Consider the following 18662-nt stretch of genomic DNA (forward strand, 5'->3'; position numbering starts at 1 on the left):
CGGCAATGTTGAAACGCCTTCTCTCCAATGACATGCCGCGCAGCCGCGTGCTGGCGGTGCTGCTGGTTGCGCTGTTGCTCGGCCTGGCCTTCGCGCCCTTCATCTTCCCCGGTGTCAAGGCGCTGAGCGTGGCGGCCAAGGTGCTTGTGTTCATCGTGTTGGTGGCGAGCTTCGACCTGCTGCTGGGCTACACCGGCATCGTGAGTTTCGCGCACACGATGTTCTTCGGCATCGGGGCGTATGGCATCTCGATCGCGGCGACGCGGCTCGGCGCCAATTGGGGCGCGGTGGTAGTCGGGCTCGGCGCTTCGCTCGCGGTGTCGCTGGTGCTGGCACTGGCCGTCGGCTTGTTTTCGCTGCGCGTCCGGGCGATCTTTTTCGCGATGATCACGCTCGCGGTGGCGTCGGCTTTCCAGACGCTGGCGTCGCAGTTGTCGGACTTCACCGGCGGCGAAGACGGCCTCACGTTCAAGCTTCCCGCGCTGATCTCGCCGAGCTTCGAATTTGCCGACGAGCCGTTCTTGGGTGTCTCGCTCGACGGCCGCTTGCTCTGCTACTACCTGCTGTTCGTGGTCGCGGTCGTGCTTGTGCTGGCGTTGCTGCGCATCGTCAACTCACCGTTCGGTCGAGTGCTGCAGGCGATTCGCGAGAACGAGTTTCGGGCCGAGGCCATCGGCTACCGCGTGGTCGTGTATCGCACCACGGCTGCCGTGCTGTCGGCGCTGTTCGCGACGCTCGCGGGCGCGATGCTGGCGATCTGGCTGCGCTACAACGGGCCGGACACTTCGCTCAGTTTCGAGATCATGGTCGACGTGCTGTTGATCGTCGTCATCGGCGGCATGGGCAGCATCTACGGGGCGGTGATCGGTGCGGCGTTGTTCGTCATGGCACAGAGCTATCTGCAGGACTTGCTCAAGCTCGGCAGCGATGCGGCGAGCGGCTTGCCGTGGCTGTCCGCGCTGCTGTCGCCCGACCGCTGGCTGCTGTGGATGGGCGTGCTGTTCGTGTTGTCGGTGTATTACTTTCCGACCGGCATCGTCGGCCGTTTGCGCGCGAGGGCCTTGCGATGACCCCGCCGTCTTCCTGCTACGTCAAGATACTGGGGCGCGAAATCCACTGGATGGATTGGGGTCCACAAGACGGACCGGTCGTCGTCGCATGGCACGGCTTGGCACGGACCGGCCGCGACATGGATGAGCTCGCTGCACACTTTGCCGCCAAGGGATTCCGGGTGGTGTGCCCCGACACCATCGGCCGTGGCCTGAGCCAGTGGAGCCCGGCGCCCGACGATGAGTACCAGCTCTCGTTCTATGCCCGGCTTGCAGAAGCGTTTTGCGATGCACTGAAGCTCGATCGCATCCACTGGGTCGGCACGTCGATGGGCGGCGCCATCGGCACCGTGTGCGCGTCGGGCCTGACCGTGCCACGCATTAAGTCGCGCATCGCGAGCCTCACGCTGAACGACAACGCCCCACAGCTTGCGCAGTCGGCCATCGACCGCATTCGCGCCTATGCCGGTAACCCGCCAGCCTTCGACACCATCGCAGAACTCGAAGCGTTTTTTCGCACGGTTTACAAACCTTATGGATGGCTCAGCGATGCGCAGTGGCTGCGTCTGACCGAGACATCGACGCGCAGACTGCCCGACGGCCGCGTGACGCCGCACTACGATCCGTTGATGGTGCGCCAGTTCACAGCGCATGAAAACGACTACCTCATCTGGCCGCATTGGGACGCCATCGAGGCGCCGGTTCTGCTCCTGCGCGGTGTCGATTCCGACCTGGTGCGGCCGGAGGTCATAGACGAAATGCGCGGTCGTGGGCCGGGCGCCGCCGGGCGATTGCAAGTGATCGAAGTGCCCGGTTGCGGCCATGCGCCGGCGCTGAATGTGGATTCGCATCTGGCGCCGATCGAGGCCTTCGTGCGCTCAGCAGGAATCTGAGCGCGCAGTCACAATCGCGGCCCGAGTCACGAGCAAGCTGTCGCGACTCATCCCCACGCACTCAGTGCGCCAATACCGCAAAAGCGACTCCAGGAGATTCCCATGGCCCTCACGATGTATGACGCATCCGTTACCGTTTTCATGCACAACCTCAAGCAGCTGTCGCACCTGCTCGATAAGGGTGCTGCGCATGCCGAGTCCACTGGCATCGACCCCGCGACGCTGGTGCAGGCCAAGCTGGCCGAAGATATGCGCCCGCTGTCGTTCCAGATCCAGAGCGCGAGCGATGCCAGCAAGCTGGCCGTGGTGCGTTTGAGTGGCGTCCCGGCACCGAGCTTTCCCGATACCGAAACGACTTTCGACGAGCTGCGAGCACGCGTCGCCAACACACGCGACTACCTAGAGACCGTCTCGCGCCAAGCCTTCGAGGGCAGCGAGGAACGCGTCGTCACGATGAAGGCGGGCACGGTCGAGCTTGAATTCACCGGCCAGTCGTACCTGCTGCACTTTGCGCTGCCGAACTTTTTCTTCCACGTGACGACCGCGTACGACATCCTGCGTCACAACGGCGTGCCGGTCGGCAAGCGCGACTTTCTCGGTCGCCTGTAACTGGCACTGAGCTTGGGACGCTGGTCAGGCCGTCGACTCTCTGAGTCCGGGCAAGGAAAAGACTTGTCACGGCGTGATTGGCAGATACCCGGATTTCTCGAAATCGACCAAGGTGCCCATCCCGGAGACGACCACACGGGCGTACGGCAACAAGTCTTGAGCCGAGTAGCCTTTCAGTCGCATGGCGACGCTACATTCGTACAGCTTTGCGCCCTGTTTGACCATCTCGTCGAGCAGGGCTCGATTCGGATTGCCTGCCGGATGCGGTGTTTTGACTTTGCTGTCGTAGGCATCGTCAGTCAGTAGAAATTGCGCGCCGTCAGCCCTGAAGACCATGGCAATGTCGTAGTCCTTGCCAGGCTGCATGCCAAGCGCTGCGTAATGATCGAACAAGTTTTTCGCTGCCAGCACCTGTTTGGCAATGCCATTGGGAACAGTGTCTGCGTAGTTAATCTGAATGACGACCTTCAGCCCGGTCTGTGCCGCGATCTGCAATGGCGGCTTGGTGTTTTCGGCGGCCGGGACTGTCGTTTGAGCCGACGCAACAGACGCTCCGCACTGCAACGACAGGGCGAGAAGAACGGTCGTGACGATCGACAATAAGTTGATTGGTTTTTTCATCTGTTTTCCTTGGTTTGTGGTCCTATGCGGATCGCGGTAGCGCCGCCATCCTGCGTCGTTCGAGGAGTTCGAAGACTCCCATGCCCGCCAGCATCGCGACCGCGAACACCGCCGCCTTGAACTGCCCCATACCGAGCGCCACCAAGCCCGGCCCCAGACAGAAGCCGGCTATGCCCCAGCCCATGCCAAACAGAATGCTGCCGAGCCCCAGTCGACGAACAGGCCGCCGATGACGCCGCTGATACCGGCAATCCGGCCATTGAGCAACACCAGCATGGCTGCAGCGATACCTATCAAACCCCCGCCCGCCAAAGCCGGCCAGGGCGTGAACATATTCCAGGCAATCGTCATCATTGTTCCTTCGGGCAGTACAGGCGATAGAGAACCTCGAGGATCTGCAGAAGGTTCGGATCGGCCACGCTGTAGTAGATGTTCTTGCCCTCGCGGCGTGTGGCGACCACGCCCTCGTTGCGCAGCACGCCGAGTTGTTGCGACAGCGTCGGCTGGCGGATGTCGAGGTGTGTTTCCAGATCGCCCACGCACATTTCGCCTTGCGACAACTGACACAGCAACAACAGTCGCTCGACGTTGGCCAGTAACTTGAGCGCACCGACGGCCTGATCGGCAGCCCGGCGCAGCGTTTCAGTGTCGAAGGCGATGGCTGCAGATTTCATGAAGGGGAATCGATTTCAAAGGCTTGCTTTCATTATGCTTATCAATATAATATAAATCAATGTAATTCTGCTGGCAAAAGCACGCCGCGCTTTAAGTGCTGGCCTGCCATACCGCCCGACCCAGGAGAACTTCGATGATCTTTCGCCAACTGTTCGAGCCGTTGTCGAGTACCTACACCTACTTGTTGGGTTGCCAGAACACAGGCAGGGCTATCCTGGTCGATCCGGTGATCGTCACCATGGAACGCGATTTGGCAGAAGTCGACCGCCTTGGCCTGACGCTGGCGTTCACCATGGAGACGCATATCCATGCCGACCACATCACGGCCGCCCTCGAACTCAAGAATAAGGTCGGCAGCAGGATCGTGGCACCGGCATTCGATCGGCTGGCCTGCGTCGATGTCGGCATTGAAGAAGGAACGCCGTTCACGATGGGAAGCCTCCAGTTGCAGCCGCTGCACACGCCGGGCCACACGGCCGGGCACTTTGCTTACCTGCTCGGCGACAGGCTGTTGACCGGCGACGCGTTGCTGATCGAAGGCTGCGGCCGTACGGACTTCCAGAATGGTGATGCCGATGCCTTGTACAAAAGCGTCACTGAGAAACTGTTTTCATTGCCGGATGACACGCTGGTTTATCCGGCCCACGACTATCAGGACCGGCGCGTTTCAACCATTGCGCAGGAAAAGAAACGCAACCCGCGCCTCGGCCAGCAGCAAACCCTGGAGCAGTTCCGGGACACGATGGCCAAGCTGAAACTGCCGTATCCGAAGTTCATCGATTACGCCGTGCCCGGCAACCGGCAGTGCGGTGTCTGTCCGGACCATCTTCCCGAAAACCTGGCGCAATACTGCGACCACATGACCGAAAGCCTCCAGGGCTGATCTCATTTTCAAGGAGCCAAAGCATGACCTCGTGCACCCGCATCGACGACCAAATTTTTATGGGGCCCCAACCTACCGAACAGGATCTCGATGCTGCCAGGCAGCAAGGCATCAGAACGGTGATCGATTTCCGGTTGCCATCGGAGACTGTGGCATCCAACCAGAGTTTGACGAAGACTCACGGGATGGCCTACATCAACATTCCGGTCAACAAAGCCGCGCTATCGGCGGACCAGATAGGGGTCTTGGACAATGCAATGAAAGAACACGAAGGCCCGTTTCTGTTGCACTGCGCCACCGGCGCGCGCGCTGCGCTGCTCCTGTCGCTGAGCAAGGCGGGACAGGAAGGCTGGAATAGCAGTCAAACATTCGCCGAAGCGAAACGATTCGGCTTCGATCTGGAAACGTCACCGGAATTTGTGAAATTTGTGAAGCAGACTCTCGGTTGATAAGACGCGGACAGATCAGTCAACTCAAGTATTCAAAGGTGCGTCCTTGCTGGAACGGACCGGTTTTGTCGCTTTAGAGTGCCCGCCCAGGCCACCCACCGTGTTGGTTCCCCGACCGCTGTTGAATTCGGCGTTGCGCAATTTGATCGACAACTCGCTGCGCCATGGGGGAGGCAGTGCCGGTCTTATTCATGTGGAATGTGCGGATTCAGGGCACATGCAGTTGAGCGATTTTGGCGGCGTGGCGCCAGCGACTTCAATGGCTCCGGAGAAATCACGAGCCTAACGATTCCGCATTGCGGCAGTCCCGCGTTCTCCGGGAATCTGTGCGGCTAACCCTGCAGGGTCGGCCAGCCAGCGAGGTTGCGCTCGGTGATGTCGGCCAGCGCGGTGATCCACGCCGGGCTGTCGTTAAGGCACGGAATAAAGTGGAACTCGCCGCCGCCTTCATGCACGAAAGCCTCACGGCCTTCCATCGCGATTTCTTCCAGCGTCTCGAGGCAGTCCGCCGGAAAGCCGGGGCACATCACATCGACGCGACGGGTGCCGGCTGCGCCCAGTTCCCGCAGGGTCGGCTCGGTGTAGGGCTCCAGCCACTTCGCGCGACCGAAACGCGACTGGAAGGTCACGCGATGCTGCGCCGGCGAGAGCTGCAGTCGCGCCACCAGCAGGCGTGCGGTTTCGAGGCACTGCTCCTGGTAAGGATCGCCCAGCGCGATGTTGCGTGCCGGGATGCCGTGAAAGCTCATGAGCAGCACATCGCCCCGGCCATTGAGCTGCCAGTAGCGCTCGACACCTTGGGCCAGCGCATCGATGTAGCCGGCGTCGTCGTGGTAACGGTTGACGAAGCGAAACTCCGGCATGCGACGCTGCCGCTTGGTCCACGCCTGCACCGCATCGATCACGCTGGCCGTCGTGGTCGCCGAATACTGCGGGTAGGCCTGCATTACCAGCACGCGGGTCACGCCCTCGGCCTGCAGCGCATCGAGCTGCGAGGCGATCGACGGATTGGCATAGCGCATCGCGTCGCGCACCGTGACGCGATGGCCGCGTTCGCTGAGCCAGCCGGCCAGCATGACGGCCTGCTTTTTCGTCCACACCTTGAGCGGTGACCCTTCGGGCAGCCAGATGCTGGCGTATTTGGCAGCCGACTTGGCGGGCCGCACGCGCAGGATGATCCCGTGCAGGATCAGGCACCAGATGGCACGCGGAATTTCCACCACGCGGTAGTCATGCAGGAACTGCGAAAGGTAGCGCCGCACCGCCGGCGCGGTGGGCTCGTCGGGCGAGCCGAGGTTGCACCAGAGCACGGCGGTGCGCTCGTTGGCAGGGGATGTAGCAGGGGAGACCGGGCTCGGCGCAGGGCTGGAAGGCATGCGATATTCTCTCGCATGACCTCAGAAGCTGCAGTCCCGGTGGCTCCCGTCCAACTAGATGTGAAGCGCATTTCAGCGATTTCACTCGACCTGGACGACACCCTCTGGCCCGTGTGGCCCGCCATCGAGCGCGCCGAGCGCGTGCTTCATGCATGGCTCGTCAAGGAGGCGCCGAAGACTGCGGAGCTGCTGGTCACGCCCGGCATCCTGCGCGAACTGCGCGAAGCCACTGCCAAGGAACGATCGGACCTCGCGCATGACATGAGCGCACTGCGCCGCGAGTCGATTCGCACCGCGCTACGGCGCGCCGGTGAAGACCCGGCCCTTGCCGACCCGGCCTTCGATGCCTTCTTCGCGCAGCGTCAGCGCGTGGAGCTCTACGACGATGCGCTGCCGGCCCTCAAGTGGCTGAGCGAGCGCTACCCGCTGGTCGCGATTTCGAACGGCAATGCAGACATCCACCTCACCGGTGTCGGACGCTGGTTTCGCACCGCCTTCAACGCGCGCGCGTTCGGCAGCGGCAAGCCGCATGCGCCGATATTTCGTGCGGCTGCCGCTTCCGTCGGCCTGTTGCCGCGCGACGTGCTGCATGTGGGCGACGACGCCGCGCTGGACGTGGTCGGCGCGCTCAACGCCGGCATGCAGGCGGCCTGGCTGGTTCGCGACGAGCGACCTTGGGAGCACGATGCGAGGCCGCAGCTGATCGTGCCGAACTTGCACGCGCTGTGCGTGGCGCTGGAAGCAGGGTAGCCGCGCAGTCCGAGCGACCGGCTTCAGTCGAGTGCGAATTGTTCCCGAACCGCTTCGCAAAAACTTGCCGTGCCGCTGATCGAGACGACGAAGGTGCGCCGCGCTGCGCCTTCGTCGGGTTCCTGCAGATCGAAGTCCCAGTCGGCGCCAGCGCTCAACTCGCCGCGTCCAAGGGGGAACAGGGCGTTAGCCCATGCAAGCACCTGCGCGATTTCAGCCTCGACCTGAGCGGCCTCGGCTGGCGTGGTCGACGCCATCGCTTCGAAAGTGCCGATGCCTTCCGTGTCTTCCGTGAAGTCGAAGACGAGGTACTGCAGTGTCATGGCGAGGGCATTTTTTTTGCCGCTGCGGCCAATCCGCTCATGACCGCACCTTCGAGCGTGGCGGGATAAGGGCCTTCGATGTAGTCGCCGCAAGCGTCGAGGCCGGGCGCTATCGACATCGGAGGGCGCGCGAGGCCGGGCGTGCAGGCGAAGGTCGCGCGCTTTTCGACCACGGTCAGCACGACTCTGGGATCGGCGCAACCCAGTTGCTCGCGGGCCTGGGCAACGACTTGCGATTCGAGCATCGCGCGCTCGGTCGAACTCGCGCTCACGACCATGGCCCATAAGCCGTCCGGACCACCGGTCCGTGCGCGATCGAAGACGAACTGGGCGGGTGCGTCGGGCGTCGAGCGCAGTGCCAGCATCGGCTTGGGCAACCTATGGCCGCCTTCGAGATAGACCGTCGTGATGGCTTCGAATCGCAAGGCGCGTGCGTTGGCGGACCAGCTTCTGGCTTGCACAACGCCGCTCGATTCGACCAGCCGTGCCGCCTCGCCGGGAGGGCATGCGAGCACGACGTGATCGAACTCGCCGTTGGCATCCTCGACGCCGGCCTGGCCTTTGTCGCCGTCTCCGACGATCCGCCAGCCACGCGCTGCGGGGACGATCGCCTGCACGCGGCAGCCCGGCGCGATGCGGCCGCCATGCGCTGCCACCCAGCGTGCCGCTGCTTCCGGAAACAGCGCACCCAGATCGACACGCGGCAGCAGGAGATTCGATCCGCCGCTCACCCCGAACATCGCATCACGCAGCACGCGCAAGAACACCTGACCGCTGGCCGCGTCTGCTGCCGTGTTCAGCGCCGAGACGCACAGTGGATCGATCATCTCGGCCCGTACACGGTGCGTGAGTTCACCGCACAAATCGGCGACCGTGCGGTCTGCCTCGCACTCGAACTTCGTGCGTAGCCATCCCGCGGCGACGCGCAGTAGCGACAGCTTGTCGCGCCACGACCAGCCGCGTGCGCTCACGATGCCTATCAGCGCGTCGAGCGGTGCCGGCAGCTTGGGAAAGCGCAAGCCCATGCCGTCAGGAAAGACCATCGTCAGCGGCATGCGCAGAAGTGCGGTGTCGACATCGATGCCGACCTGTCGCATCAAGCGCAAGGTCTGGGTGTAGGCGCCGATGAGGATGTGCTGGCCGTTGTCGAGGATTATGTTTTGGCCGTCGGCCAGGGTGGCCTGGACGGCGCGGGCGCGTCCGCCGAGCGTGCGGGCTGCTTCGAAGATGGTGACATCGTGGCCGGCTTGGGTGGCGGCCACTGCGGCGGAGAGACCCGACCAACCTGCGCCCACGATGGCGACGGTGGTTGCCCTCATGGAAAGGGAGCAATGCGGCGCCGTCGCGTCATACGCGACCCAAAGCCTGGACACGCCACGCGAGCCAAAGCTTGCGCACCGGCGTCAGGCTCACGCGCTGGTTCAGCACCTGGAAGTCGTCGCTCTCGATCTCGCGCAGCAGCGTGCGGTAGATGCTCGCCATCATCAGGCCGGGCTTCTGTGTACGTCGGTCGGCAGCGGGCAGCAGCGTCAGCGCTTCGTCGTAGGCGGCATGGGCACGCGTGGCCTGAAACTTCATCAGCGCGACGAAGCGCTCGGAGTGGACGCGGTTGAGCACCTCGTGCGCCTTGACGTCGAACTGCTGCAACTCGTTCACGGGCAGGTAGATGCGGCCGCGCAATGCGTCTTCGCCTACATCGCGAATGATGTTGGTGAGCTGCAGAGCGAGGCCGAGCTTGTGGGCGTACTGCGTGGTTGCGTCCTCAGTCTGTCCAAAGATGCGTGCCGCGACTTCGCCGACAACGCCGGCCACGCGGTGGCAATACAGGCGCAGTGCAGGGAAGTCGAGGTACCGCGTCTGGTCGAGGTCCATCTGGCAACCGTCGACGACTTCGTGCAGCTGCCGCGCCTCGATGCCGTAGGCGCCCGCATGCGGCATGAGCGCCTTCATGACCGGGTGCCGCGGTTGGCCGGCAAAAGACTGGGCGACCTCGGTGCGCCACCAGGCGAGCTTGGTGGCGGCGACACCGGGGTCGGTCACTTCGTCGACCACGTCGTCGACTTCGCGGCAGAACGAATAAAACGCAGTGATGGCGGCGCGACGCGGCTTCGGCAGAAAGAGGAAGGCGTAATAAAAGCTGCTGCCCGATGCAGCCGCCTTGTCCTGGACGTACTGTTCGGGCGTCATCGCGGGGATGCTTCTTCTTTTTTCATCGGTTGCGATTGTCTCCGCATCCACAGGGTTCGCCAGGCCAGCAGCGGCGCATCGCTTTTGCCGATGGTCGGACGCTCTGAAAAAGTGTCGAAGCCGATGGCCTCGATCTTGTCGAGGATGCGCAGGCCGCCTTGCACGACGAGGCGCAGTTCCCAGCCGGCGCGGCCGGACAGTCGATGCACCAGCGGTGCGCCTTGCTGCATCAGCTCGCGTGCCCATGCGGTTTCTTGTGCCATCAGCGCGATGGCCTGCCGTGGTGGCTTGGCCGAAGTCATCGGCCTGAAAGAGTCGAAGCTTTCGCGCGCCAGCCCGTGCGCCGCACAATCCGCCAGGGGAAGATAGAAGCGTCCGCGCGGCAGATCGACGCTCGGGTCTTGCCAGAAATTAATGAGCTGCAGTGCGCTGCAGATGGCGTCGCTCCGGCGCAGCGATTCCGATTCGGCGATGCCGTAAAGATGCAGCAGCAGCCGGCCCACCGGATTGGCCGATCGGCGGCAGTAGTCGAGCAGCTCGGCGCGGTCGGCATAAGCGCCGCCGTCGCGCGTTTTCTCGATGTCCTGCATAAAAGCAGAGAGCAGATCGGCCAGCAGCGATTCGGGCAATTCGAACTGGGCCATGGCAGCCGCGAGCGGTCCGAACACGCCGGGCCAGCGCGACGAGGCAGCGCGCCCAGCTGCAATGGCGGCCAGGTCGGCGCGGAATGCCCTCAGGTCGGCGAGCCGCTCATCGGCAGACGCATCGCCCTCGTCGGTGATGTCGTCGGCGGTGCGGGCGAACCCATAGATGGCCGCAATCGGTGGGCGCAGGCGCGCCGGGCATAACCACGACGCGACCGGAAAATTTTCGTAGTGGTCAGGCACGTCGGCGATTGTCGGCGAGTCGCCACACGTCGGTCGCAGTCTGTCCCGCCCGGCCCTATGCTCGTCGTACCGTCACGCTCGAACCACCGTATGAACTCTCCCCCCAAGACGCTGCAGGACGCGGCCAAGACGCCACCGGGCGCAGGCCTGATGATCGCCGCGCTCGGTGTGGTGTTCGGTGACATCGGCACCTCGCCGCTGTATGCGTTCAAGGAAACGTTGAATCCGGACCATGGCGTGCCTTTTTCGCCGGACGCGGTGCTCGGCATGCTGTCGCTGATCTTCTGGGGCCTGATGTTCGTGGTCACGCTCAAGTACGTGGTGTTCGTGCTGCGCGCCGACCACGATGGCGAAGGTGGCATCCTGGCCTTGCAGGCGCTGGCGCGCCGGGCAATGGAAGGTCCGGGAACGCCGGTCTGGGCCTGGCAACTGCTTGGCATGCTGGGCCTGGTCGGCGCGGCGATGTTCTACGGCGACAGCCTCATCACCCCGGCCATCTCGGTGCTGTCCGCGGTCGAGGGGCTGGAGGTGCTGCAACCAGGGCTGGAACGCTTCGTGATCCCGATCACCATCGTCATCCTGATTGGTTTGTTCATGGTGCAGCGCAAGGGCACGGCGGTGGTCGGCAAGGTCTTCGGGCCGGTCATGCTGCTGTGGTTCTTCCTTCTGGCGGTGGGTGGGGCATGGCAGATCTGGCAGCAGCCGCAGGTGCTGGCAGCGCTCGATCCGCGCCATGCTTTCAGCTTCTTGTTCACGCATCGGGCGCAGGCGCTGCCCGTACTCGGCGCTGTGTTCCTGGCGTTCACCGGTGGCGAGGCGCTGTATGCCGATATGGGGCATTTCGGCGCGCGGCCGATTCGGCTGGCGTGGGCGTTTGTCGCGCTGCCCGGCCTGGTGCTCAATTACTTCGGCCAGGGCGCTTTGGTGCTTGGCAATCCGGCAGCCATCGACAACCCGTTTTTCCGACTCTTCCCGGCATGGAGCGTATTGCCGATGGTGGTGCTCGCGGCCATGGCCACGGTCATCGCTTCGCAAGCAGTGATCTCCGGCGCCTTTTCCCTGACAGCGCAGGCGATGCGCATGGGCTACCTGCCGCGCATGCGCGTGGTGCAGACCTCGCGCGATGCCATCGGGCAGATCTATGTGCCGGCAATCAACTGGATGCTGATGGTCGGCGTGCTGTTGCTGGTGCTGGGCTTTCGGAGTTCGAGCGCGCTCTCCGCCGCCTACGGCATCGCGGTGTCGATCACCATGGTCACGACGACGCTGCTGGCGGGCGTGGTGGCTTATGGGCTCTGGCGCTGGAACCGCGTTGCGGTGGTCGTCGGCGTGGTGCTCTTCGCGATCGTCGACCTGACCTTCGTTTTTGCCAACAGCCTGAAAGTGGCGCAGGGCGGCTGGCTGACGCTCGCGGTCGCCGCGGTGGTCATGGTGATATTCACCACCTGGGCGAAGGGGCGGCGCATCGGCCTCGAAGTCGCGGCCGCCGAGCGCCTGCCGCTCAAACCGTTCATCGAATCGCTCGCCATCAACCTGCCGCATCGGGTGCGTGGCACGGCGGTGTTTCCCAGCGTCGATGTCGACTCGGTGCCGTATGCGCTGCTGCACAACCTGAAGCACAACCAGGTGCTGCACGACCAGGTCATCGTGCTGCTGGTCCGGCCCTGCGACACGCCGCGTGTGGACGCGGCCCAGCGCATCGAGTCTGAGTCGCTGGGCCACGGCGTCTGGACGGTGACCGCGCGGCACGGCTTCATGGAACCGCCGGACGTGCCGAATTTCATTCGCATCTTCGCGTACCAGCAGGGTATCGGCTGCGACTCTATGACGACCTCGTACTTCACCTCGCGGGCGTCGATCTCGGCCAATTTGCCGGGCATGAACCCGCTGCGGGTGGCGCTGTTCAGTTGGATGCAGCGAAATGCGGGGCGCGCTTCGGACTACTTTCATCTGCCGGGCAACCGGCTGGTGGAGCTTGGGCAACGGACCTGACCGGCCAATTGACACGCTTTCGCGTTTACCCTAGATTACTAACCGCCCGGTCAGTAATGACTGCCGTTTCGTTTTCTCAAGGTAGGTCCTATGCCCGCGTTGCCCCTCGTTCGCGCTGTTTTTGCTCGCCGCGGTTCCCTGGTCACTTCAGCAGTCGCGGCAGCATTTGCCGCATTGGCGATTGCCGGCTGCTCGCATCCCGCCCCGCCAGAGGAGCCGTTGCGCGCGGTCAAGATCACGACGGTCGGTGTCTCCACTTTTGACACCGAGCCCGAGTTTTCCGCCGAGGTGCGGGCCCGCGTGGAATCGCGCATCGGTTTTCGGGTCGGCGGCAAGATCACCAAACGCCAGGTCGATATGGGCCAGCATGTGAATGCCGGCCAGGTGCTGGCGCAACTCGATCCGCAGGATTTCAAGCTCGCGACCGATGCGGCGCGTGCCCAGCTGGCCGCAGCGACGACCAATCGCGACATCGCAGCGAGTGACCTCAAGCGCTACCAGGGGTTGCGCGACCAGAACTTCATCAGCGGGGCCGATCTCGAGCGCCGCGAGACCACCTACAAATCGGCGCAGGCGCAGTTCGAGCAGGCACAGGCGCAGTTGTCGTCGCAGGGCAATCAGGCCAACTACACGACGCTGGTGGCCGACGTGCCGGGCATCGTCACCGCCATCGAGGCCGAGCCGGGCCAGGTGGTGACTTCCGGCACGCCGGTGGTTCGCATCGCGCAGGACGGCGCACGCGACGTGGTGTTCGCGGTGCCGGAAGACCGTGCTGCGCTCATCAAGCCGGGTGCGCCGGTGACAGTGCGCGGCTGGGCTGGCGGTGCTGAACTCGAAGGCAAGGTGCGCGAAGTCGCGGCCAGTGCGGATGCGGTGACGCGCACCTACACCGTCAAGGTCGCCATCGATGCGGCGACCGCGCCTGCCCTCGGTGCCACCGTCTATGCCCGCCCGCAGAGCCTGTCGCGCAGCGGCACCGCGGTGATCAAGTTGCCGACCAGCGCGCTGCGTCAGGAGGGCCAGGGCAGCGCTGTCTGGGTGCTCGACAAGGACACCATGACGGTGCGTTTGCAAGCCGTGCAGGTCGCGACGGCCGACGGCAACGCGGCGGTGATCTCCGGTGGCATCACGCCCGGGATGATGGTCGTGGTGGCCGGCGTGCACGTACTGCAGCCGGGTCAGAAGGTGTCGATCTATCAAGATAAGAACGCCATCGCAGCGGCGCCTTCCCCTGCGCCCGCCGCCGCTGTCGTGCCCACCGCAGCGGGTGCCAAACAATGACGTCGCCGGTCGAAGCCAAGCCCGCCGGGTTCAATCTCTCCAAATGGGCGCTCGACCACGGGGCGCTCACACGCTACCTGATGCTGGTGCTCATGGTGCTGGGGTTCACTTCGTACTTTCAGCTCGGGCAGGACGAAGACCCGCCGTTCACCTTCCGGGTGATGGTCGTGCAGACGTTCTGGCCCGGGGCCACTGCGCAGCAGGTGGCCGAGCAGGTCACCGACAAGATCGAGCGCACGCTGCAAGAGGTGCCGTACGCCGACAAAATCCGCAGTTACTCGAAGCCGGGTGAGTCGCAGATCATTTTCGAGATCAAGGATTCGTCCAGGGCTAGTGAGGTACCTAACGTCTGGTACACGGTGCGCAAGAAGATCGCCGACATGCGCGGAAACTTGCCCGGCGGCATCCAGGGCCCGTTCTTCAACGACGAATTCGGCGATGTCTTCGGCGTGATCTACGCACTCGAAAGCGAAGGCTTCAGCCAATCCGAGCTCAAGACCTTTGCCGACGATGTGCGCCAGCGCCTCTTGCGCGTCAAAGACGTTTCCAAGGTGCAGCAATTCGGTCTGCAGGACGAAAAAGTCTTCATCGAGGTTTCGCAGAAGCGCGTGGCGCAACTGGGGCTCGACTTCAACGCGGTGCTGGCGCAGATCGGCTCGCAGAACGCAGTCGAGCCTGCCGGCACGATCCAGTCGCCTTTGGATGTGGTGCAGGTGCGCGTGGCAGGGCAGTTCACCAGCGTCGAACAGTTGCGCGACATGCCCATTCGCGGCAGTTCGGGCAACCAGCTGCGCCTCGGCGACATCGCCGACATTCACCGTGGCTACGTCGATCCGCCGACCGTCAAGGTGCATTACCAGGGCAAGGAAGTGGTGGCACTCGGCATCTCGATGGCCAAGGGCGGCGACATCATCGCGTTGGGCAAGGCGCTGAAGGTCGCGACCAAAGAGATCGACAGGCAGTTGCCGGCCGGCGTCAAGCTGGCGCAGATCCAGGACCAGCCGGTGGCGGTGGCTGACTCCGTCAGCGAGTTCATCGACGTACTGGTCGAGGCCGTGGCCATCGTGCTGGCGGTGAGCTTCATCGCGCTCGGGCTTCACAAGGGCGGGCGCTTCGGCTGGTATGTCGACATCCGGCCGGGGCTGGTGGTGGCGATCACCATTCCGCTGGTGCTGGCGCTGACTTTCCTGGCGATGAACTACTTCGGCATCGGGCTGCACAAGATTTCGCTCGGCTCGCTGATCATCGCGCTCGGCCTCTTGGTCGACGACGCGATCATCGCGGTCGAGATGATGGTGCGGAAGATGGAAGAGGGCTACGACAAGGTGCGTGCCGCGACCTACGCCTACGACGTGACCGCCAAGCCGATGCTGACTGGCACCTTGATCACCGCGGCTGGCTTCCTGCCTATCGGCATCGCGAAGTCTGTGACGGGCGAGTACACCTTCGCGATCTTCGCGGTGACCGTGATCGCCCTGCTGTTGAGCTGGATCGTGTCGGTGTATTTCGTGCCGTATCTCGGCACGGTGCTGCTCAAGGTGAAGCCGCACGACCCTGACGCGCCACCGCACGAGCTGTTCGACTCGCCCTTCTACAACACGTTCCGCCGCACGGTGAACTGGTGCGTGGAGTACCGCTGGATCACCATCGGTGCGACTGTTGCGATTTTTGCGTTGGGTATCGTCGGCATGGGCAAGGTCCAGCAGCAGTTCTTTCCCGATTCGAGTCGACCTGAAATCCTGGTTGAACTGTGGTCGCCCGAAGGCACCTCGTTCGCAGCGTCTGAAGCCATTGCCCGACGTGCCGAGAAACGGTTCATGCAGGAGTCCGGCGTGGCCACGGTGGCGACCTGGATCGGCACCGGCGTGCCTCGCTTCTATCTGCCACTCGACCAGGTGTTCCCGCAAACCAACGTGTCGCAGATGATCGTGCTGACGAAAGATCTGCATCAGCGAGAGTTGCTTCGCGTGAAACTGCCGGCCATCCTGGCGCAGGAATTCCCCGAGGTGCGGGGCCGCGTCAAGCTGCTGCCCAACGGCCCGCCTGTCGCATACCCGGTGCAGTTTCGCGTGATCGGCACGGATCCGGCGACGCTGCGCATCAAGGCCGACGAGGTCAAGGCCGTGATGCGCGACAACGCCAACATGCGCGGCGTCAACGACAACTGGAACGAGTCGGTCAAGGTGATCCGGCTCGAAATCGATCAATCGAAGGCACGCGCCTTGGGCGTGACGAGCCAGGCGATCGCGCAAGCGTCCAAGACGATGTTCAGCGGCACCAACGTGGGCCAATACCGCGAGAACGACCGGCTCATCGACATTGTCTTGCGCCAGTCACCGGACGAGCGCCAGGCGATCTCGGACATCGGCAACGCCTACATCCCGACGACATCGGGCCATTCGATTCCGTTGACACAGATCGCCCGGCCGGTATTCACATGGGAGCCGGGCGTGATCTGGCGCCAGAACCGTGACTACACGATCACCGTGCAGGGCGACATCGTCGAGGGGCTGCAAGGCGCGACCGTGACCAACCAGTTGCTGCCGAAGCTGCGCGAGATCGAGGCGAAGTGGCGGGCCGACGGCCAGGGCGCCTATCGCATCGAAGTGGCGGGCGCCGTGGAGGAGAGCAGCAAGGGTTCGTCGTCGATCGTGGTCGGCGTGCCGATCATGCTTTTCCTGGTGTTCACGTTGCTGATGCTGCAGTTGCATAGCTTCAGCCGGTCGTTGCTCGTGTTCATTACCGGGCCGCTGGGTATTGCGGGTGTGTCGGCGGCATTGCTGCTGTTGAACCGGCCGTTCGGCTTTGTCGCGTTGCTCGGCGTGATCGCGTTGATGGGCATGATCCAGCGCAACTCGGTAATCCTGATCGACCAGATCGAGAGCGATCGGGCAGCGGGCGTGCCTGCCTGGGATGCGATCGTCGAATCGGCTGTGCGGCGGCTGCGGCCGATCGTGCTGACCGCGGCGGCTGCGGTGCTGGCGATGATTCCGCTGTCGCGCAGTGTCTTCTGGGGGCCGATGGCGGTCGCCATCATGGGCGGGCTGATCGTGGCAACCGTGCTGACCCTGTTGGCCTTGCCTGCAATGTATGCCGCGGCGTTCAGGGTCAAGCGCGAACCTGTCGAAGGTTCGCAAGAGGTGCTGAAACACGTCCCCGTTAGCGTTTAAAATGCGCGATTGACCGATTTCGACGGGTGGTCTGCTTTTCAGAGGCCGCCCGTTTTCGCATCCATTTCACCTGATCGCGCGGGTGGCGAAATTGGTAGACGCACCAGGTTTAGGTCCTGACGTTCGCAAGAACGTGCCGGTTCGAGTCCGGCCCCGCGCACCAGAAACCCCATCAAAAGGAAGAGTCCGATGACCGTGAACGTTGAAACCCTCGAAAAGCTCGAACGCAAGATCACGCTGACCTTGCCGGCCAGCACCATCCAGTCCGAAGTCGACTCGCGCCTGAAGAAGCTGGCCCGTACCGTCAAGATGGACGGCTTTCGTCCCGGCAAGGTGCCGATGAACGTCGTGGCCCAGCGCTACGGCTATTCGGTTCACTACGAAGTGATGAACGACAAGGTCGGCGAGGCTTTTTCGCAAGCCGCCAACGAAGCCAAACTCCGTGTTGCCGGCCAGCCGCGCATCACCGAGAAGGAAGAGTCGCCTGAAGGCGAACTGGCTTTCGACGCGATTTTCGAGGTGTTTCCTGAAGTCAAGATCAAGGACCTGGCCGGTGCTGAAGTCGAACGCATCACCGCCGAAGTCGGCGACGACTCGATCGACAAGACTCTCGACATCCTGCGCAAGCAGCGCCGCACCTTCGCGCAACGCGCCATCGACGCTGCAGCGCAAGACGACGACCGCGTGACGGTCGACTTCGAAGGCAAGATCGAAGGCGAGACCTTCCAGGGCGGCAAGGCCGAAGACTTCCAGTTCATCATCGGCGAAGGCCAGATGCTGAAGGAATTCGAAGACGCGGTGCGTGGTTTGAAGTCCGGCGACAGCCGCACCTTCCCGCTCTCTTTTCCGGCCGACTATCACGGCAAGGATGTGGCCGGCAAGCAGGCCGACTTCATGGTCACCGTGAAGAAGATCGAATCGACGCACCTGCCAGAAGTCAACGAACAACTCGCCAAGTCGCTCGGCATCGCCGAAGCCACCGTCGAAGGCCTCCGTGCCGATATCAAGCGCAACCTCGAACGTGAAGTGAAGTTCCGTTTGCTGGCGCGCAACAAGAACGCCGTGATGGACGCGCTGATCACCAATGCCGAGCTCGACCTGCCCAACTCGAGCGTGCAGGCCGAAGTCGACCGCATGGTCGAAGGCGCCCGTGCCGAGCTCAAGCAGCGCGGCATCAAGGACGCCGACAAGGCACCGATTCCCGACGACGTGTTTCGTCCGCAAGCCGAGCGCCGCGTGCGTTTGGGCCTGGTCGTCGCCGAGCTGGTGCGTGCCAACGAACTGCAAGCCAAGCCGGAGCAGATCAAAGCCCATATCGACGAGCTGGCCGCAAGCTACGAAAAGCCGGCCGACGTGGTGCGCTGGTACTTCAGCGACAACCGCCGTCTGGCCGAAGTCGAAGCTGTCGTGATTGAGAACAACGTGACGGATTTCGTGCTCGGCAAGGCCAAGGTCGCCGACAAGTCGGTGTCGTTCGACGAGCTGATGGCGCAGCAAAATTGATAGCTGCTTGAGAG

The 18662-nt window shown here is 63.4% G+C and carries 17 protein-coding genes, 1 tRNA gene and 2 pseudogenes; 11 read left to right on the forward strand and 9 right to left on the reverse strand.

The window, feature by feature from the left end:
* Positions 1-5: 5 nt before the first annotated feature.
* From QN413_RS12645 to QN413_RS12655, 3 genes are all read left to right on the forward strand, one after another.
* Positions 6-1070: a branched-chain amino acid ABC transporter permease gene (locus QN413_RS12645; RefSeq protein ID WP_323496956.1), complete on the forward strand. Its 1065-nt coding sequence runs from the start codon at positions 6-8 to the stop codon at positions 1068-1070.
* The gene (locus QN413_RS12650; protein WP_323496957.1) at positions 1067-1942 is read left to right on the forward strand and encodes an alpha/beta hydrolase; all 876 of its coding nucleotides are present in this window, start codon (positions 1067-1069) and stop codon (positions 1940-1942) included. Before QN413_RS12645 ends, QN413_RS12650 begins: the two co-directional genes overlap by 4 nt.
* Before the next feature lie 102 nt (positions 1943-2044).
* A complete protein-coding gene (locus QN413_RS12655) occupies positions 2045-2551 on the forward strand; it encodes a DUF1993 domain-containing protein (protein WP_323496958.1) in 507 nt (168 codons plus the stop codon).
* A 66-nt stretch (positions 2552-2617) separates the two neighbouring features.
* On the opposite strand, the gene QN413_RS12660 is transcribed toward QN413_RS12655, so the two are convergent.
* The 4 genes and pseudogenes from QN413_RS12660 to QN413_RS12675 all read right to left on the reverse strand — a co-directional run bounded on the left by QN413_RS12660 (position 2618) and on the right by QN413_RS12675 (position 3846).
* A complete protein-coding gene (locus QN413_RS12660; protein ID WP_323496959.1) occupies positions 2618-3172 on the reverse strand; it encodes a DsrE family protein in 555 nt (184 codons plus the stop codon).
* Between the two features lie 22 nt (positions 3173-3194).
* Positions 3195-3389, reverse strand: a pseudogene (locus QN413_RS12665) (DUF6691 family protein); the annotation flags it as partial.
* A pseudogene (locus QN413_RS12670) lies at positions 3389-3523 on the reverse strand (YeeE/YedE family protein); the annotation flags it as partial. The pseudogenes QN413_RS12665 and QN413_RS12670, both read right to left, overlap by 1 nt.
* On the reverse strand, positions 3523-3846 hold the full coding sequence (locus QN413_RS12675) for a metalloregulator ArsR/SmtB family transcription factor (protein WP_323496960.1): 324 nt from the start codon (positions 3844-3846) through the stop codon (positions 3523-3525). The pseudogene QN413_RS12670 and the gene QN413_RS12675, both read right to left, overlap by 1 nt.
* Positions 3847-3980: 134 nt before the next feature.
* Here QN413_RS12675 and QN413_RS12680 point away from each other — a divergent pair, with 134 nt between their 5' ends.
* Positions 3981-4730, forward strand: coding sequence for an MBL fold metallo-hydrolase (locus QN413_RS12680; RefSeq protein ID WP_323496961.1), 750 nt, complete (start codon positions 3981-3983; stop codon positions 4728-4730).
* A 23-nt stretch (positions 4731-4753) separates the two neighbouring features.
* The gene (locus QN413_RS12685) at positions 4754-5179 is read left to right on the forward strand and encodes a beta-lactamase hydrolase domain-containing protein (protein ID WP_323496962.1); all 426 of its coding nucleotides are present in this window, start codon (positions 4754-4756) and stop codon (positions 5177-5179) included.
* A 332-nt stretch (positions 5180-5511) separates the two neighbouring features.
* On the opposite strand, the gene hemH is transcribed toward QN413_RS12685, so the two are convergent.
* Entirely contained in the window at positions 5512-6555 is a 1044-nt protein-coding gene (gene hemH, locus QN413_RS12690) for a ferrochelatase (protein ID WP_323496963.1), read from the reverse strand.
* 39 nt (positions 6556-6594) lie between these two features.
* Between hemH and QN413_RS12695 the strand changes: the two genes are divergently transcribed.
* Complete coding sequence (locus QN413_RS12695) at positions 6595-7305, forward strand: HAD family hydrolase (protein ID WP_416352175.1); 711 nt, start codon at positions 6595-6597, stop codon at positions 7303-7305.
* A gap of 23 nt (positions 7306-7328) precedes the next feature.
* On the opposite strand, the gene QN413_RS12700 is transcribed toward QN413_RS12695, so the two are convergent.
* The 4 genes from QN413_RS12700 to hpnC are packed head-to-tail and all read right to left on the reverse strand — an operon-like array spanning position 7329 to position 10741.
* Positions 7329-7628, reverse strand: coding sequence for a hypothetical protein (locus tag QN413_RS12700; RefSeq protein WP_323496965.1), 300 nt, complete (start codon positions 7626-7628; stop codon positions 7329-7331).
* Positions 7625-8947, reverse strand: a complete 1323-nt coding sequence (gene hpnE, locus QN413_RS12705) for a hydroxysqualene dehydroxylase HpnE (protein ID WP_323496966.1) — start codon at positions 8945-8947, stop codon at positions 7625-7627. The genes QN413_RS12700 and hpnE overlap by 4 nt, the downstream gene beginning before the upstream one ends.
* 28 nt (positions 8948-8975) lie before the next feature.
* Positions 8976-9815, reverse strand: coding sequence for a presqualene diphosphate synthase HpnD (gene hpnD, locus QN413_RS12710; RefSeq protein ID WP_323496967.1), 840 nt, complete (start codon positions 9813-9815; stop codon positions 8976-8978).
* Entirely contained in the window at positions 9812-10741 is a 930-nt protein-coding gene (hpnC, locus tag QN413_RS12715; protein ID WP_416352178.1) for a squalene synthase HpnC, read from the reverse strand. Before hpnC ends, hpnD begins: the two co-directional genes overlap by 4 nt.
* A 51-nt stretch (positions 10742-10792) precedes the next feature.
* Between hpnC and QN413_RS12720 the strand changes: the two genes are divergently transcribed.
* From QN413_RS12720 to tig, 5 genes are all read left to right on the forward strand, one after another.
* Entirely contained in the window at positions 10793-12694 is a 1902-nt protein-coding gene (locus QN413_RS12720; protein WP_409052634.1) for a potassium transporter Kup, read from the forward strand.
* 90 nt (positions 12695-12784) lie between these two features.
* Complete coding sequence (locus QN413_RS12725; RefSeq protein WP_323496969.1) at positions 12785-13975, forward strand: efflux RND transporter periplasmic adaptor subunit; 1191 nt, start codon at positions 12785-12787, stop codon at positions 13973-13975.
* Positions 13972-17145, forward strand: a complete 3174-nt coding sequence (locus QN413_RS12730) for an efflux RND transporter permease subunit (RefSeq protein WP_323496970.1) — start codon at positions 13972-13974, stop codon at positions 17143-17145. Before QN413_RS12725 ends, QN413_RS12730 begins: the two co-directional genes overlap by 4 nt.
* 76 nt (positions 17146-17221) lie before the next feature.
* A tRNA-Leu gene (locus tag QN413_RS12735) sits at positions 17222-17308 on the forward strand.
* 26 nt (positions 17309-17334) lie between these two features.
* Positions 17335-18648: a trigger factor gene (gene tig, locus QN413_RS12740; protein WP_323496971.1), complete on the forward strand. Its 1314-nt coding sequence runs from the start codon at positions 17335-17337 to the stop codon at positions 18646-18648.
* Positions 18649-18662: the final 14 nt, after the last annotated feature.

The sequence above is a fragment of the Variovorax sp. LG9.2 genome (assembly GCF_035018885.1).
In the GTDB taxonomy this organism is placed as follows: Bacteria; Pseudomonadota; Gammaproteobacteria; order Burkholderiales; family Burkholderiaceae_C; genus Variovorax.

Excerpts from the sequence above, each read along its gene's own strand:
- tig (WP_323496971.1), top strand. The coding sequence starts at position 17,335 with ATGACCGTGAACGTTGAAACCCTCGAAAAGCTCGAACGCAAGATCACG.
- QN413_RS12655 (WP_323496958.1), top strand. The coding sequence starts at position 2,045 with ATGGCCCTCACGATGTATGACGCATCCGTTACCGTTTTCATGCACAAC.
- hpnD (WP_323496967.1), bottom strand. The coding sequence starts at position 9,815 with ATGACGCCCGAACAGTACGTCCAGGACAAGGCGGCTGCATCGGGCAGC.
- hpnE (WP_323496966.1), bottom strand. The coding sequence starts at position 8,947 with ATGAGGGCAACCACCGTCGCCATCGTGGGCGCAGGTTGGTCGGGTCTC.
- QN413_RS12700 (WP_323496965.1), bottom strand. The coding sequence starts at position 7,628 with ATGACACTGCAGTACCTCGTCTTCGACTTCACGGAAGACACGGAAGGC.
- QN413_RS12660 (WP_323496959.1), bottom strand. The coding sequence starts at position 3,172 with ATGAAAAAACCAATCAACTTATTGTCGATCGTCACGACCGTTCTTCTC.
- QN413_RS12680 (WP_323496961.1), top strand. The coding sequence starts at position 3,981 with ATGATCTTTCGCCAACTGTTCGAGCCGTTGTCGAGTACCTACACCTAC.
- QN413_RS12685 (WP_323496962.1), top strand. The coding sequence starts at position 4,754 with ATGACCTCGTGCACCCGCATCGACGACCAAATTTTTATGGGGCCCCAA.
- QN413_RS12645 (WP_323496956.1), top strand. The coding sequence starts at position 6 with ATGTTGAAACGCCTTCTCTCCAATGACATGCCGCGCAGCCGCGTGCTG.
- QN413_RS12720 (WP_409052634.1), top strand. The coding sequence starts at position 10,793 with ATGAACTCTCCCCCCAAGACGCTGCAGGACGCGGCCAAGACGCCACCG.
- QN413_RS12675 (WP_323496960.1), bottom strand. The coding sequence starts at position 3,846 with ATGAAATCTGCAGCCATCGCCTTCGACACTGAAACGCTGCGCCGGGCT.
- hemH (WP_323496963.1), bottom strand. The coding sequence starts at position 6,555 with ATGCCTTCCAGCCCTGCGCCGAGCCCGGTCTCCCCTGCTACATCCCCT.
- QN413_RS12725 (WP_323496969.1), top strand. The coding sequence starts at position 12,785 with ATGCCCGCGTTGCCCCTCGTTCGCGCTGTTTTTGCTCGCCGCGGTTCC.
- QN413_RS12650 (WP_323496957.1), top strand. The coding sequence starts at position 1,067 with ATGACCCCGCCGTCTTCCTGCTACGTCAAGATACTGGGGCGCGAAATC.
- QN413_RS12730 (WP_323496970.1), top strand. The coding sequence starts at position 13,972 with ATGACGTCGCCGGTCGAAGCCAAGCCCGCCGGGTTCAATCTCTCCAAA.